The 16,273-nt window shown below is 60.2% G+C and carries 12 protein-coding genes; 6 read left to right on the top strand and 6 right to left on the bottom strand.

The window, feature by feature from the left end; translation table 11 throughout:
* The first annotated feature begins 43 nt into the window (after positions 1 to 43).
* Both EH199_RS16925 and EH199_RS16920 read left to right on the top strand, forming a co-directional pair.
* The gene (locus tag EH199_RS16925; RefSeq protein ID WP_070157101.1) at positions 44 to 724 is read left to right on the top strand and encodes a lasso peptide biosynthesis B2 protein; all 681 of its coding nucleotides are present in this window, start codon (positions 44 to 46) and stop codon (positions 722 to 724) included.
* Positions 725 to 837: 113 nt separating this feature from the next.
* Entirely contained in the window at positions 838 to 2,457 is a 1,620-nt protein-coding gene (locus EH199_RS16920; RefSeq protein ID WP_171905894.1) for an asparagine synthetase B family protein, read from the top strand.
* Here the strand turns inward: EH199_RS16920 and EH199_RS16915 are convergent.
* From EH199_RS16915 to EH199_RS16890, 6 genes are all read right to left on the bottom strand, one after another.
* Positions 2,442 to 4,526: a prolyl oligopeptidase family serine peptidase gene (locus EH199_RS16915; RefSeq protein ID WP_124810434.1), complete on the bottom strand. Its 2,085-nt coding sequence runs from the start codon at positions 4,524 to 4,526 to the stop codon at positions 2,442 to 2,444. The two genes, EH199_RS16920 and EH199_RS16915, sit on opposite strands and share 16 nt — an antisense overlap.
* A gap of 8 nt (positions 4,527 to 4,534) precedes the next feature.
* Entirely contained in the window at positions 4,535 to 7,141 is a 2,607-nt protein-coding gene (locus EH199_RS16910) for a TonB-dependent receptor (protein WP_070157105.1), read from the bottom strand.
* Positions 7,142 to 7,239: 98 nt separating this feature from the next.
* Positions 7,240 to 8,307, bottom strand: coding sequence for a FecR family protein (locus tag EH199_RS16905; RefSeq protein WP_070157106.1), 1,068 nt, complete (start codon positions 8,305 to 8,307; stop codon positions 7,240 to 7,242).
* On the bottom strand, positions 8,300 to 8,779 hold the full coding sequence (locus tag EH199_RS16900) for an RNA polymerase sigma factor (protein WP_234419338.1): 480 nt from the start codon (positions 8,777 to 8,779) through the stop codon (positions 8,300 to 8,302). The genes EH199_RS16905 and EH199_RS16900 overlap by 8 nt, the downstream gene beginning before the upstream one ends.
* 345 nt (positions 8,780 to 9,124) lie before the next feature.
* The gene (locus EH199_RS16895) at positions 9,125 to 9,520 is read right to left on the bottom strand and encodes a hypothetical protein (RefSeq protein ID WP_070157108.1); all 396 of its coding nucleotides are present in this window, start codon (positions 9,518 to 9,520) and stop codon (positions 9,125 to 9,127) included.
* 102 nt (positions 9,521 to 9,622) lie between these two features.
* Positions 9,623 to 9,829, bottom strand: coding sequence for a hypothetical protein (locus EH199_RS16890; protein WP_124810433.1), 207 nt, complete (start codon positions 9,827 to 9,829; stop codon positions 9,623 to 9,625).
* Between the two features lie 515 nt (positions 9,830 to 10,344).
* On the opposite strand from EH199_RS16890, the gene EH199_RS16885 reads away from it, so the two are divergent.
* The 4 genes from EH199_RS16885 to EH199_RS16870 form a co-directional block, all read left to right on the top strand.
* On the top strand, positions 10,345 to 11,283 hold the full coding sequence (locus EH199_RS16885) for a toprim domain-containing protein (RefSeq protein ID WP_070157236.1): 939 nt from the start codon (positions 10,345 to 10,347) through the stop codon (positions 11,281 to 11,283).
* Positions 11,284 to 11,316: 33 nt separating this feature from the next.
* A complete protein-coding gene (locus EH199_RS16880) occupies positions 11,317 to 13,308 on the top strand; it encodes a ParB/Srx family N-terminal domain-containing protein (protein WP_070157234.1) in 1,992 nt (663 codons plus the stop codon).
* Positions 13,309 to 13,400: 92 nt separating this feature from the next.
* Positions 13,401 to 13,769, top strand: a complete 369-nt coding sequence (locus tag EH199_RS16875; protein WP_124810432.1) for a hypothetical protein — start codon at positions 13,401 to 13,403, stop codon at positions 13,767 to 13,769.
* 152 nt (positions 13,770 to 13,921) lie between these two features.
* Positions 13,922 to 16,273 (top strand): strawberry notch-like NTP hydrolase domain-containing protein (locus EH199_RS16870; RefSeq protein WP_223806737.1); only part of this gene is annotated, 2,352 nt, incomplete at its 3' end.

Genomic DNA, 16,273 nt, shown 5'->3' with positions numbered 1-16,273 from the left:
GCTCGATCGCTGCGGACGTTCCCTTCTGTATGGAAAGTTAGCGATGGACCTTCACATCAAGCCTGGATTGCACTTTTGCACGGTTGATGGTCGGACCATCTTTCTTGATGAGGATACGAGCCGGTATTTTTGCATTCCTGAGGATGTCGATCGAGCATTTCAACGCCTGATCTTAGCGAACGGAAAGCGCTGCGAGATCTCCGAAGATGCCTTGATCGCCGACCTGATATCCCTGGAGATAATTCAAGGCGAAAATGCAAGGAAAGGCGGACTGACGACACCCGCTTCTGTCGTCGAGCCGAATGGCGATCTTGGTCGGCTTTCCATCCATGATGCACCAGCAATCGAAATTGCTGCAGCCCTCTTCGAACGGCTGCGCTCAAAGCGGATCGCGGCACGCCGAGCCATCGCTGACGTTCGACGCCTGATAGCGCAAGAGCGCTTGCGGTTCGCCCACCGACGTTCAGCGTGTATTCCGACCTCGAACCTTGCCGTGTCAGCGGCCTTCGAGGTCAGCGATTTTGTGTTTGGCCGCCATGATCGTTGCCTACCGCGGGCGATTGCGATCATCAGACGGTGCTTGCGTGCGGGCCACAATCCCTCCCTAGTGATCGGTGTGCGGATCAACCCGTTCACCGCCCACTGTTGGGTGCAGCAAGGTTCGGTCGTTGTTGGCGATTCAATCGACATCACGCGGATATACACCCCGATATGCGCGCTGTGAGCGCTCCGCGATTTCTGATTGATCGGGCTATTCCCGACCGGAGGCGGGTCGAGAAAGCTGCGGAACGCTTCCGGCTCGAATTATGCTTCGATGCATGTGGAGTCCGGGCTTTCGTGTCGCCCGGCTACGGCATTCGCCTCGGTGGAGATCGTGGCGTAATTCTCGGGACACTCTTCGACCGCCACGGTCCACCAGAACCCATAGGCGAAATGAAAATGGATCAGCAGAAGCTGATCTCTGCTAGAGGCGAGCGCGCCCTCCTTGAGAACTATTGGGGATCCTACTGTTCTCTCTTAAGTGATGGAACTGATTTCAACGTTATGCGCGATCCATCTGGCGGGCTGCCGGCCTACCATTCGGGCGCTGCTGGTTCCTGCGTGATAGGCTCCGATCCCGAGATCATAGCCGCCACTGGACTTTGGAAACCCGCAGTATCGTGGGAAGACTTAGCGATCCATCTATACACGCGGGGGCTACCAGGCCCCGTGACGCCACTTAAGGGGTTAGCTGAGCTGCTGCCTGGCACTGCATGCAACATTTGCGATGCTTCGATGAGCGTTAAAGAGTTGTGGTCTCCCTGGGATTATACACCGTTGGGATTCGTATCCGATATCTCCGACCAGGCAGAAATCCTTCAACGAACTATCCAGAACGTGGTTTCGTCATGGTCTTCGAAATATCCCTCAATCCTGATCGGTGTTTCTGGGGGACTAGATTCATCCATCGTCGCGGCCAGTATCCCAGCTCGACGAACGGAAGTTGTGGGTGTTACCCTCGTTACCGACGATCCAGATGGCGATGAAAGGCTCTTTACGAGGTATCTTGGGCGTGAGATTGGGCTAGAAATTCTCGAAATACAGTATGATCTGGCGGACATAGATCTCGCCACGTCGTGCGTTGCCCACCTTGCCCGTCCGATTGGCCGAAGCCACGCCTTGGCGTATGATCGCGCGATACACCGTGTCGCTCGCGAGCGACGCATTGAAGCGTTTTTCAGTGGAAACGGTGGCGACAATATATTCTACTATACTCAATCCGCAAATCCCGTCGCTGATAGACTTCTCGTTGGCGGTATAGGTATCGGTGCCCTTCGGACGGGGCGCGACGTCTGCCGACTGACGGGCTGCACGCCTGTCGAAGCTGCTGCAGCAACGATCAGATCGATCCACGAGCGAGGAAAAGGATACCAATGGCGACCTGATTCTCGCTTCTTGCATGCCGATCTGGTGGCTCGCCTCGCCACAAAACCGGTGAAGCATCCCTGGCTATCGGATGGTCGCGCGCGCCTGCCGGGAAAGGCAGCGCACATAGCCGCCATTTTGAGAATACAATCGGGTCTGGAGGGATATGACCGTCGGCATCCAGCGATGATCAACCCGCTTATGAGTCAGCCAGTTCTTGAGACGTGCCTTGCCGTGCCGTCCTGGGCTTGGGTTGAAGGAGGAAGAGATAGGGCTTTGGCTCGACGCGCTTTCAGCCGCATCCTGCCCAATCGGATATTTGAGAGGCGATCTAAGGGCGGTCCTGATGGGTTCGCGAACCAGATCATAACCTTGCATCGAGCCGAGATTCTTGAGCGGCTGACCAGCGGCCATCTAGCGCGCCAGAAGATCATCGACTGCGATGAAATCGTCTCGGCTCTCTCCAATGATCAACCGACCATGGGAGCGGATCAGGCGCGCCTGTTGTCCTTGATCGATACCGAAGCCTGGGTGTCTCACTGGAGCCCATAGCAACCCTTTTCATCAGAGTCAGATGGTGATGCAGGAATCCATCTGCGAAGCCATTCCAGCTGCCGTCTCGCGCTGTCGAACCGAAGCGCAGGTTCAAGAATCTGATGGCCGGTTCTTGGATAGATCGCAAGCTCGACGGGCGCCGAACCGCGGGTGTTGCCGGTACGGAAAAACTTCAGACAATCAGTGGGTCCCAGACTGTTCTCTCCGCATTCCAGGAGTACAGGGGTTTGAAGGGCGTCGATCGAAAGCAGGGGCGATTGTGATAGAAGTCGTTCCTTCTCACCAATGTCATAGGGATTTCCAAAACCCATGTTGGCGTAGGCTGCTTGTTGGTTTGGTCCGCCATATTCCAGCAACGCTCTGCTGTAGAAATCGACAACGCCTTCCATTGCTATGGTCGCTCGAAATGCATGCACGTTGCTGGCTGCATAAGCGGTAAGGATTCCGCCATAGCTGAAGCCAGCTAAAGCCATTCTGGATCGAGGAGTGCCGAGCCTTTTCGCCGCATAATCGACCCCTCCCAGGACGTCCTCCAGCGGGCCTTCCACATAATCCTTCCGGTCGCGGATCGCGGCTTCAAAATCACGTCCATATCCGCCGCGCCCTCTCGTGTTCGGGATCAATATAGAAAAGCCGTTCATAAGAGGGCCATAGGGAAGAAAGGGGGCGTCATCATTATAGCTATCCGGTGTAACCATGGCCGGCCCGCCTGGGACGGAAACAAGCATTGCCTGATCTGCTTGGCGACCGACTGCCCGGATAAGCACGCCGCTTATCAGGTAATCGCCGTCCTTGCTTTGCCATGATACCGCCTCAGCGCGCCAAGGAAGGCGCGGGCCGCCCGGCTGAAGGCTCAGCGCTTTTGGCGACCATAAATTCCCGGCGGTCGTGATGACTTCCCCGGGATTTTCGAGGCTATGCCGGGTCATGAGCAGCGAACCACCAATCCCGATTTTGCTTCCGCCGAAGCAATTTAATGACTGCCGCCCCAAGAGCGCCGCTGTTCCCCGAATGGCATCGACCTTGAAAACCGGACATTCCATCTGACGCATCGCGACATAGGTAAGATGTTCGGCGTCGATCCAGGTCGGAAGATAGGGGGAACCTGTCGTCTCGTCCGGCTTCGATACGATCACCTGCTCGTGGCCGGAACTACTCTGAACGACCAGTTGCAAGCCGCCTTTCAGCAGGTCTCGGCGCTCCGAGGTCAGATAGGCTATCCTTCTTCCGTCAGGAGACCAGCGCGGGTCAAGATTGGGTCCCGGTCGGTCAGACAGAACCTTGATCGCCCTAGTGACGAGATCCCACACATAGATGTTCGGCCCGGCAGGGCTCGACCTGTCCGCTCCCGATAGCTGCGCGCTGAACGCAATTTTCCGGCCATCGGGCGACCAGGAAAAATCGGCATCAAGCCCGACAAGATCATAGGCAGTCGGCACCTCGTCGACGACGGCACCGTTTGATGAATCAAGGATCGCGACACTTTGACGGGGCGTGCTTCGGCTCGAGCCATCCCAATCCAGTGATGGTTGAAAGGCGGTGCGTCGCAGACCGGCTTGGGCAGTCGTGACCAGTACGGCCAATGATTTCCCATCTGGAGACCAACGCAGATCTGCAATGGCTGCATTTTCCAGGCTGAATGCTCGGGATCGATTATCCGACAGATCGAAGACTGTAACGCCAGTCGTGACCTTCCCCCCCAGAACTGCAACGCGAGTTCCATCTGGATCGAACGAGGGGCTTGGCAACCGCAAATTAGCTCCGTCACGGGCGGTCTGGAGCACGCTTACGAAATGTCGTTTGAGACCGTCCTTCAGGTCGATGGTCCACAATCTGTCGGTGATCGAATTGTCGGCAACGTTCGCAGATCGCTCAACATAAATCAGGTGCTTGCCGTCTCGCGATACATCGAACTGTGGCCGTTCCATCCACGAGCCCGGTATGCGTGGACGCTCAATGGCGTAGGCCGTAAGCCGTTCGAAGCAGGAATTGTCACTGGGCAGGGCGGCCGAGCCTGAATATGGCACCAGGCACGCCAGCGCGAGCAGATGGACTGCCTTGTTCATGACGCTCACTAGAATAGCTTACGGATCGTCACAGAAACCTGCCGTCCGATCACCGAATAGTTGGACGAGTCATATGGCGGCAGCGATGGATCGGAGTTCTCGATTGAAGCTGGCTTCTCATCCAACACATTGAGAACCGAAAGCATGATCTCGGTCCCGGCGAGTATGCCACTGGTTTTATCGGCCTTATATCTTAGCGTTGCGTCGAATGACGTGAACGATCCCACATTGAGCTCGGGGAGCGATCGAGTGTCGCTGGTTCCCCCAATATGGTTGACGAATAGAGAGGCGTCGAAGGACGTGCGGGAATATGTAAGACCTCCTTCGGCGCGCCAGTGCGGTGGGTTGAAAATGGTGCCGGCCAATCGACTGAATGGCAAGCCAGTTGCCACCTGGCGGCGGCTCTCGAGGTAACTCGCATTCGCTGATAGCTCCAGCGTCTGTGATCCACCGATGGAGAACTTATATTGGCCGGAGAGATCGATGCCTCGGGCGTTCTGGCGAGCTACATTCTGGTCCGTGGCGTCGATGATCGCCGCGAGGCTGGCTGCATCAAACGCTGCGCCAGTAAAATTGGAAAGTCCTTGAGGAAGACGAGCGATTTCTGCCTCTACAGTGGCTGACGACGGCGACAGGCGCACAAGATTGGCATATATCGGATTGTTCAGAGCGGCCGTTGCGCCGACAATTGGTACCGAAACTCTATCCTTGTACGCCACGTCAAAATAGCTCGCCTGCAAATGCAGGCCTGAAAGCGCTCGCGGCGTCAACGAGATGGTTGCCGTCCAGGTTTCAGCCTTCTCCGAGCTTAGGGGCGTGCCCCCACCAGCCAGCAAAAGGACGGGAAGACCGCTCGGATTATCGGAGAAGATTGAACCGGGCAACAATACGCCTTGTCGTATCTGGTTCTGTTGATAAAGAGTTGGCGCCTTGAATGAACGGCCCCAACTGCCCATCAGACTCAAATCAGGCGATGGCGCATAGCGAAAGCCGAACTTTGGGGTCGCAACCGATCCGACCGCCTCATAATGCTCGAACCGGCCCGCCGCTGTGAAATCAAGCCGATAGAGTAGTGGCCGGCTGTTTTCCGCGCCAATGACCGGGATCGTCAGTTCGCCATAGGCAAACTGGACGGCCCGCCTCGTATGAAACTGTTCGGTCACGATCGTGGGTGATCCGGACGGCGTGTTGGATACCTCAACACCGAGCCCCAAGGATCGGATTCCGCCTCCGGCCGCAAGCTTGACCTTCCCCCCTGGCAGCTCTGCAAGAGTCCCCTGGACCCCCACTTCCAACGCTTTCAGGTCGTTTCCGTAAACAAGGCGTCCCGGCGTCTCGATCGAAGCAGCGTATCGCCTTGAATGAAGGTCCGCTTTGCTATCGGCGATCGTCCCTGAGAAATTGAGCGACCAGACTGGCGTCAAAGCTATGGTCAGGCTCGGCGAGACCGAATAGGTGCGAACGATGGGGTTGGACCGGAGTCCGTTTTCCGTAACTGCCCCTGTATTCAGGTACGGATTATCATATTTTGAATTGCGCCGGCTGAAGGTTCCATCGATCTTCAATTCTACGCCTTCCGCCATCTGCTGATGGCCGGTAGCGACGATGCTGATTTGCCGCACGCTGGGTACAAGCGTCGCGCTCTCGTCCATAAGGGCCGTGTAGCTGCGCTGCCCTGCGCTAATGCGCTCCGAAGATAGATAGTCCGCTGCAACCATGAAGCCACCGCTCGACCATGTCGATCCTGTCACCGCCGAGACTTGAGCTTGTCTGCCGCCGCCATCTGTCGTCGTTGCAAAGCGCGTTGAGATCTCGGTTCCGCGGAACTCCGGACGCAGAATGATGTTCGCGACGCCGCCAACTGCATCGGAGCCATAGAGCGCGGACGCGCCGTCTGCCACCACTTCGACACGATCGACCGCGGCTAACGGGATCGCAGAGATGTCCACGCCCTGAGCCAAGGCGTCGTAAGCCAGTCGATGGCCGTTGAGCAATGTAAGCGTCGCGTCCGGACCAAGTCCACGCAGATTGAGCGTGGAGGAGGAACTCACATTATTGTTGTTGCCCTGAGCCCCGCCGCCGGCGACATTCGGATTTTGACCACCATTGTAGTTTTGCGGCAGAAGCCTGATGTAGCTCCCAAGATCCGTCGCGCCCTGCTTTTCAATTTGGTCTCTGGAACTGATCGTGACTGGCGATGTCGCCGGAGCGCCCTTGATCCGCGAGCCCGTAACCACGATGTCGCGCTGATCCGCCGGGCGATCCGCTAGATCCCCCGACGGCTTCGATCGCCCCCGGATGATGATGACATCCTTCCGGAACTGCGCCACCAGGTCGGAACCTGCCAGCAGCGCCCGAACCGCTTCGTCAGCGCTATAGGTTCCGTGCAGCGCCGGAGCACTCCGTCCCAGTACTGCCTCGGAAGTGAAGATGATGTCCTTTCCCGACTGGCGGCTGACCGCCTTGAGGGCTTCCCCGAGATCGCCGGCCTCGATCTTGTATTCGACGCGGCGTTGCTCCTGGGCAAGTGCGGCGGCGCCCGGAACAAGCGTACCAATCGCCACCGCAGCGAGGAGTGCACAACGAAACCGTGACCGAGACCGCATCTGGACCATTCTTGCCCCCTATGAAATTCCCGACAATCTGGCGGGAGTTTCAGGGAGCATCGCAACAAAACTGCAATCTACGGGGTAGGGGGTGTAAAAATCTCGGACTATCTTTTGCGAAGCGTGATTTCGTCCGATTTGGTTCGTTCGACGTCGAGATCGAACAATATCGCGAGGCGGTCCGCAACCTGATCGGCATTGTCCACGCGAAAGCGCCCGCTGACCCTGAGAGCCCCGATGACGGGGTCTGCCAATCTGATCGAGGTCGCCGAGTCCCTGTTCGCTTCGGCAACGACGGCGGACAGCGGCGTGCGCTCATATTCCCGGATCAGCGGCTGATCCGGTTTAAGCATGACGGGCTCGATCGCGGCCTTGCCCGAAATGCTCGGGAGCGCCACCGGGGTTATGGCCGCGAAGCTCAGCACCTCGCCGGGCTCCAGTCTCGCCACCGCGGCGGCTGCGCCCCGGCCGCCTTTCGCGCCCTGCGGGCGCTCGACGTCAACAGCGCCTCGCAACAAACGTACCGTGACGCGCTTGTCCCTGCCAAGAATGACATCGAACACCGTGCCACGGGCCGTCACGCTGCCGCCGCCGGCCAATACAACGAAAGGACGGCCTTCATGTGCAACCTCGAAACGCGCGCGACCGCGCTTGAGCCTCAGTTCGCGCCTGCCCTCGCTGAACGTCGTCGACAATTCGCTGCCCTCGTCGAGCTCGACGAAAGATCCATCAGCGAGTCGAATGTTCCGTCGTCCACCGACCACCGTATCGTAGACACCCCGTTCGATGCCGGTGTGGGCATCCACCTGTGCCACCAAGGGAGTCCCACCTGCCGGGCCGCGCAACTCGCTGTTCGCGAACCAACTGCCGGTGCCGAGCGCAAGAAGAAGGCTGGCTGCGATGGCCGCCCATTTCCAATTATGACCTGCCGGCCCATTGTCGTTGGCTTCAGCTTCGATTTCTTCCCTCTGACTGGCGAGGAAGCGCCCCAATGCAAAGATTTCGCCCGCGCGCTCATAGGCATCGCGGTGCGATGCACCCAACGAGAGCCAGTGTTCAAACTGGGGCCGATAGCTCTGGGCATCGGGGCCGCGCATGCGCGCAAACCATAGCGACCCTTCGCGCGTCAACTGATCCATACGAGGCAGACCCTCCGGCTGTTCGTTCTCAGCCATTGGAATTGCCAATGCTCTTGCCGATGCGCGTAATGGCCTCCGCCACATGCCACTCCACAGTTCGGATACTGATGCTCAGCTGTTCCGCAATCTGCCTGTATCCGAGTTCTTCAACACGATGTAACAAATATACCTCTTTCGTCCTGGGCGGAAGGCCGTCGATAGCCAGACGATAACGCTCCCGCATTTGGTTCAACTCCGCCGTTGCATCTGGCCCGGCCGCTTCCTGGCCGGCTGCGCAGACCACGGGGTCCAAGGAACGGCTCCTGGCCCAGGCTCGCACCCGATCAGCGAGGAGATGCCGCACGATGCCGTGCAAATAGGCACCGGGATTGCTCCAGGCTGTGGCCGATCGTGATGCTGCCAGCCTGGCGAAAGCCTCCTGCACCATGTCGTCGCGGTCGTCCTCGAGCCAAATTCGTCGTCGGAGAAAGGAGCGCAGCTTCGGTGCTTCCTCGCGATATATGGCCACGAACTGGCGTTCCTCGTATACAGCGGCCGCAGGCGCGCACGCGCCCTCGTTTTGTTGTACGCCGTACATATGCTCAGGCGCACCGGACGAGATCGAAGGGCACCGACGTACGGCCGCCTTTTTGAACGGAAGACAGCATGACAAAACCACCCAAAGGTGGCGGGCAACATTGTCCAACAATTGCGCTCAACCGCCTTGGATGAGCCCATCATCATGCTTGGAAGGAATATCCTGCAGCCGGATCCCAGCCATTTCCCGACCGCATGAGAACTGTGCATCGGATTTTCACCTCTGGCAAGGCGCGAAAATCGGATGTCGCAATGCCGCGATGCAGCAGGCGAACCTTCACTTCTGAGGCCTACGATGCATGGGCATGTCGGCAGCCATCTCGACCAGTCGATCGAAGAAGCGATCGAGCATCTCGTTCGTTTCCTCTCTCAGTTCGACGATGATCCTGCGCCCATCGGACGGATCACGATGAAGGTCGACAAAGCCACGTTCTGCCAGGCGGTGGACAATGCGTTGGGAGTTTCGCTCCGACGCGCTTGATGCGCCTGTGAGCGATGTCAGCGATCGCGGATGGACGCTCCTGCGGGTGTAGAGATCGAGTAACATCTCGAATGCAGGAATCGTGAAAAGATCCTTGCCAAACTCGTCGGCGCGCAGTCGTTGTACCTGTTCGGTCAATCCAATCATGCTGCATCGGCTGACCGTCGTCGTTATTCGTTGCCCCTCGATCATTGTGCGCTCTCCAGTCCCGAGAGCCGCGCGGATCGCAGCCGATAGGTCTTCAATCTGATGCGAATGGGCATGGGAAGCTCCTTTCTCATGCGAGAAGGAAACTCACGTCGCGTCGCTCATATTGTAAATTTTTGCGTGTAAATGCTGCGCAATGCCCTTTGCTCCATTCTGGATGATAATATGGTCATCAATAATCACTGCGACGGGAGCAATCACATCGCCCAGGTCAAGGCGGAAATCTCCCGAACCGGCCGACGTGATGCTGCGGATGCGGCGTGTGTTCGCCAACGCGGAACGAAGCGTGCCCACAATGCCCGCCGACGATATGGGAAGGCTGCAGCCCTCCACTCATTGACAGAATGTTCTTACGTTGTTCCATTCAGGGGATGACCCGACTCGACGAATCAACGCTGTCGCTTCATTTGGAGGTTGCCCTTGCGAGCGCCTCGCCAAGCTTACGGAGCGAGCTAGTCGGGACGGACCGCGTCCGCCGCAGAGTCGCTATTGGCGACGACGCCCGGCATCTTACCGAGAGGCTGCGGCGTTTCGATATCACCTACCCAGAAATCGGCGAGAGGCTGGAGTCCCAGCCTATGTTGTTTGCCGGAGATCTCGGCCCATTGGGGTAGGTGGCCGGGAGCATGGGTGCTCGCCATAAACTTAGACCAGTCGCACCATCGCGGCCAAGGCGATGGAGGGGAGTGGGCGGAAATTGGTTGGGTGATCTGCGGGTCGCCCGTCCAATGCTTGCCCGTCTCTTCCCATCTGCCGTTCTTCACGTCCGATGAGGCCACCGGCGGGCAGCCCATTTTCGGGACACGCCCATGGCTCGTACCATAAGCAAATATAATCCGGAACTCGAGGCTATCGGGTCCGATATCGTGAAGCGTCTGGGGGGCGTCTGGAAGCCGGGCGGTGCGATGTGCCGTTGTCCCGCCCATGCCGACCGCAGTCCCAGCCTCTCTGTCCGCGTGGGGGACCATGCACTGCTCTTCAAGTGCTTCGCCGGCTGCGATTCTCGCGACGTCATCAATGAGATCCTGCGCCTCGAAGAAAAAGCACTGCACCATGTGGACAAGGCCTCTCAGGCCTCGGCGGGAATGCCAACGGACCTGTGGCGGCGTCAGCAGGCATTGCGGATATGGGATGAAGCCAGGCCATTGATCGGCACACCCGCCGAAATCTATCTGCGGCGCAGACGAATAGCGCTGCTGCCCCGTGCCTTGCGTTTCCATCCCCGGACACCTCTCGGACAGGGGGACGACGTTGAGTTCCGGCCCGCTATGATCACGGCTCTTCACGACGGCGGCCTTCATGATGAGGGGCGCTTCATCGCCATCCAGCGCACATTCTTCGATCGGGACGATGCGCGGCGCGCCCGCGATCTTGCCGATCCACGCATGACGCTTGGCCGCCCCGAGCGCGCGGCAGTCATGCTGGGCACTGCGACGTCGATCCTTGGACTCGCCGAAGGGGTCGAAACCGCAATCTCCGCAATGATCCTGTTCGGGATTCCGGTCTGGGCCACGCTCGGCAGCGAGCGACTCCATCAGATTGCGATCCCCGACCGCGTCAGGCGCCTGATTCTATTCCCTGACAATGACATCGCCGGCGAAATCGGCGTCGCCCACGCACTCGAAAGCTACGCGATGCCGGGTCGCGATATCGACACCGAGTTCCCGCCGCCCGGCTTCAAGGACTGGAACGACGTGCTTCGGGCGGGAGGGGAGGGAGTGGGGGAGTGGTGGCGGAAAGTGGCCTGATGGTCAGGCTGTCCCCGCCAGGAGACTATCCACATGACCCAACTACCCATCCTCGTGGCCGCGGCGAACCTCGCCAAGTCCCCGAGCAACGTTCGAACTGTCGGCGATCCCGTCGCCGATGCCCAGCTCGAGGCGAATATTGCCGTCAAGGGCGTCCGCCAGAACCTCATCGGCGTGCCTGTGTCGCGCAAAAAGGGACATTACCGCATCATCGCGGGCGGACGACGGCTCGACGCGGTCCATCGCCTGATCGAGAAGGGCGTGTTCGCTGCCGACTATCAGCTGGCGGTCCTCGTTCTGGGCAATGCCAAGGACGCGATCGAGACCAGCCTCGAAGAGAACTTTTTCAACCTCACGATGAACCCGGCCGATACTTGCCGGGCCTTCCAGGACATCATCGAGAGCGAGAAGAAGACCCCCGAAGACGTCGCCAAGCGCTTCGGCCTCACCGAGCGGTTCGTGCGCAGTCGGCTTCGCCTTGCCGATCTCGCCGATCCGATTTTCGAAGCTCTGCGCAACGGCGAGATCACGCTGAATGTAGCCGTTGCCTATGCCAGCAATAGCGATCGTACCAAGCAGGCTGAGGTGTTCGAACTCCTCAAGGATGGCTATTACCGGGCCAACGTCAACGAGATCAAACGTCAGCTCGTTGAGGACACTTATGTCGGCAGCGATCCCAAGGCGCTTCTGGTCGGGCGCGATGCTTATATCGAGGCAGGCGGCCGGGTCGATCTCGACCTGTTCACCGACTCGACGACCGAGCGCTGGATCGACGGCGATCTCCTTAACCGTCTCGTGGCGGACAAGCTCGCGGCCGCCGCGGAAGACCTGCGCACCCGTGAGGGGCTGGCGGAAGTCCGCATCATTCCCTCGACCCATGTCAGCTACAACGACACCTGGGACCTGCGCCCGCTCAAGGGCGACGCGCCCGAACTCACGGCGGAGCAGCAGGCGCGTCTCGAGGAGATTGAGGCTGAAATCGAGGCCGCCAACGAAGCCTGGGAAGATGCTGATGAAGACGGCCAGGTCGAACAGGCCAACCGAGTCGAAATGCTCGAAGCGGAATATCGCGCGATCGAGAAACCCGTACCGATCATCTCCGAGGAGCAGAAGGCGGGGGCGCTCGCCTATGTCGTCATCGGTCATGACGGCCAGCCGCGCCTTCACGAGCAACTCTATGTCGCTCCGGTCGACGAGCCTGATGATGAGGAGCAGGACGAGCAGGCTGAAGGCGAGGTCGACAACGACGATGTCGTCGCCACCACGGGGAGGTCCGCGTACAGCCAGCGTCTCAGCCTGGAACTGGCCGAGATGAAGAGCGAATTGCTGCGCGTTCATATCGCCAGCGATCCGCGCTTCGCCCTCGATCTCGGAACGTTCTGGATGGTCGACAAGGCGACCCGGCATTCCAGCGGTTTCGACCTTGCGACCGAACTCAAGGCCGATAAGCCCTTCTCCGGGCTCACCGGCTACCAGAGCGGCACGCTTGCCGCCGAGGAATGGGGCAAGATCGACGAGGCGCTCGATCGCAGCTGGACCGAGGCTGGCGATGCCTGTCAGCGCTACGACGCCTTCTGCGCGCTTCCCGATGAGGTTCGTGCGGCCTGGCTCGCCTGGGCAATCGCCCGGACGCTCCACGCAGTCGTCGCGGGCAAGACTGGCGAGGCCATGATCGACCATCTCGGCACCAAGCTCGAAATCGATGTAGCGGCCTGGTGGCGTCCGACCGCGAACAACTATTTCGATCGCCTGAGCAGCAAGGCGGCGATCCTCACCCATCTCGAAGAGATTGGGGGCAAGGAATTGTCGAGCCGCTACGGTGCGTCGAAGAAGCATGATCTCGCGACCTCGGCCGAGAAGATCTTCGGCGGCTCCGTCCCCATCGAGGCTGAACTGCGCGAAGCGGCTCTCGCCTGGGTGCCTGACGTCATGCGTTTCAGCGTGCCCGCCATCGCGCCTGAGCCGGTGCCCGCAAATGACGAGAGCGTCACCGGCTCGGATGACGAACTCCAGCAGGCCGCCTGATCCAACGTCCATGGGACCGCAGCCTCGCGTTGCGGTCCCTTTTTTCGTCCACTTGCGCCTCAAGCGGCGAACCAGGTCCGAGGAACCAGACCATGGCCGATATCACCCAGCTCCCCATCATGACCGCACGCGACGCCGAATCGATCGGTTTCGCCCGTTTCAACGATGTGCCTACCATGCCGATCGATATCCCCGACGGGAACTTCACGATCAGCGCACGCACCAGCGATGGGCGCCGCATCACCTTCTTCTTCGGCGAATATAAGCGCGGCGCTGCGCCGAGCTTCATCGACATCCAATATCACGACGATGGGACCACCATCCCCAATGCGAATGGTGGGACATCGCCCAGCTTCGACCTGTTCACCATCGGTCGCGGGGGCCGCAATGCTTATGACAGCCGGCACCATCCGTCTGAGGAGAAGCCGTCGATTGCCGTGATCCTTCTCGGATCATCATAGGGCGCCACTAAGTTCTCCGTCTCACCTTCTGCCTCCAACTCAGGGCCTGGCCTCATGCCACGGCCCTGTTTTCATGCTGACCGCACACCGGGAGGGAAGGGGGAGGAGGAGTGGTGGGCCGCGATGGTCCTGATCCAATCCGGAGTTCCGCCATGTCTGTTCCTTTGCTCGCGCTCGCACATCCCGACGAGCCTGAAACTTCCAAGACCACGCGTCTTCTCGACGTCGCCACCCGGTTGTCTGACCTGCTCCGACGCGGCCACTCTATTCGCCGCCAGGACCTCAAACGCCTGATGGAGGAAGCCTTCTCGGCCTCCGACGCGACCGGCAACTGGTCGATGCGCGACGCTTATGATGCGCTCGAGGCGGCACAGGTTATCCTCCTCAAATCACCTGGAGGCTGGACCGGCATCGTTCCGGACGGCGCCGATGCATTCGCCTCGCTTCGCCGCTTCGAACGGGCGCTCCCCACCCAGACCTATCGCAGCGAGCATCAGGTCGAGATGCAGCAGTTCAGTACGCCGATCTCGCTTGCCTGGCTCGCCGCGCAGGCCGCGCGTATCCGCAAGGACGACCAGGTGCTCGAACCCTCTGCCGGTACCGGCATGCTGGCCGCTCAAGCGGTTCGGCTCGGTGTCGCGCTGACCCTGAACGAGCGCGATCCCGGCCGCGCCGCGCTGCTTGGAAAGCTGCTCGGCGATCCTGTCACAACCCACGACGCCGAATTCATCAACGACCTGCTACCCCCCGGCGTTTCCCCGAGCCTCGTGCTGATGAACCCGCCCTTCAGCCGGAGCGACGGTCGGGGCAAGGACCGCTTCGCCGGCGCCCGTCATTTGCGTTCCGCGCTGCTGCGGCTTGCACCGGGCGGCCGCTGCGTCGCGATCATGCCACCCAGCTTCGCAGCGGATGGTACAGCGGCCACCGGCTATACGATGGTCTGCGAGACCGCGAAGCCGCGTGTCGAAATCACGATCCTCGGCAACCCCTATGCCAAGCATGGCACCAGCATCGCGGTCCGCCTGATCATACTCGACAAAGGCTGGACAGGGCCAACGGAACGCTTGACTGCCCAAACGATCGAGGAAGCCGCGGCGCTGGTCGCAGGCGTCCCGCCGCGCCTTTCCGTGCCCGAGCCGGAGCCGCCAGCACCGGCCGTCATCCCCCTGCGACCGCGCGCCTCCGCCAAGCCATCGCCGTCGACGATCTTCGGCGGCATCCAGAAGCGCGCGCTGGTTGTCCCCGACCGCATAGCGGCCGATGGAAGTGCCAGTCCGGTCGACTATACGATCCGCGCAACGCCGCTGCCAGCGGGCGATCCGCTCGGACATTACGCGCCCTGGCGGCCTGCACGCATCGAAATTCACGGCGCAAGGCCCCACCCGGACCAATTGGTGGAGTCGGTTGCCATGGCATCCGTGCTGCCGCCAGCGCCCAGCTATCGTCCGATGTTCCAGCCGCAGGCTTTCGCGGCCCTGTCTGACGCCCAGCTCGAAACGATCATCCATGCCGGCGAAGCGTGTGAGCGCGATCTCAAAGGCACCTTCTCCCCCAACAAGGCGGGCGACCAGTTGCACGAGGATGCGGAAGGCGCGGTTTACCGGACGGGCTTCTTCATCGCTGACGGCACCGGTGTCGGCAAAGGCCGTGAAGGCGCGGGCATCATCCTCGACCAATGGAACCGCGGCCGCCGCCGGGCGATCTGGATTTCGCGCAGCTCGGCCTTGATCGAGGACGCAAGGCGGGACTGGAGCGCGCTCGGGGGCGTGCCGATCGATATCCAGCCGCTCGATGCGTTTCCCCTCGGTGAACCCGTCGCCATGGCTAGCGGGATCGTCTTCCTCACTTATGCGACGCTCCGCTCTCAGCGGCATGACCGCGCATCGCGTCTGCAACAATTGCTCGATTGGGCGGGGCCAGACTTCGACGGCGTCATCCTGCTCGACGAATCGCATGCACTCGGGAACGCGGCCGGCACTGAGACCGAGTTTGGCGCGGCCAAGGGGTCCGAACAGGGCCTTGCCGGCGTCCGGCTGCAGATCGCGTTGCCGCGCGCCCGGGTCATCTATGTCTCCGCGACCGGAGCGACCAAGCCGGAAAATCTGAGCTACACCGCGCGGCTCGGCCTGTGGGGGCCAGGCACCGCCTTCCGGGACAGAGACGCTTTCCTTGCGGCAATGGAGGAGGGCGGTATCGCGGCGATGGAGATCGTGGCGCGCGACACCAAGGCCATGGGCCTCTACACGGCCCGCGCACTCAGCTTCGCCGGGGTCGAATATGACCCGCTTGAGCATAAGCTTACACCCGCCCAGATCGAGATTTACGACGCCTATGCCGACGCGTGGGCGATCTTATGCGCAGCTGCGCATAAGATCGCTTATCGCGAGGTCGCGGTAATGCGCAGGAACGCGGCGAACGCCCGTAATACCGGGGAACATTTCGCCACGTCCTTCACATTATTTCATAGGGTGTCGAGCCACTCTATCAGACTGGCATCCCGTTTC

The sequence above is a fragment of the Novosphingobium sp. LASN5T genome (assembly GCF_003856955.1).
Lineage (GTDB): Bacteria > Pseudomonadota > Alphaproteobacteria > Sphingomonadales > Sphingomonadaceae > Novosphingobium.
Note: the sequence above shows the minus strand (reverse complement) of the source record. Positions and strands in the feature narration are given on the sequence as shown.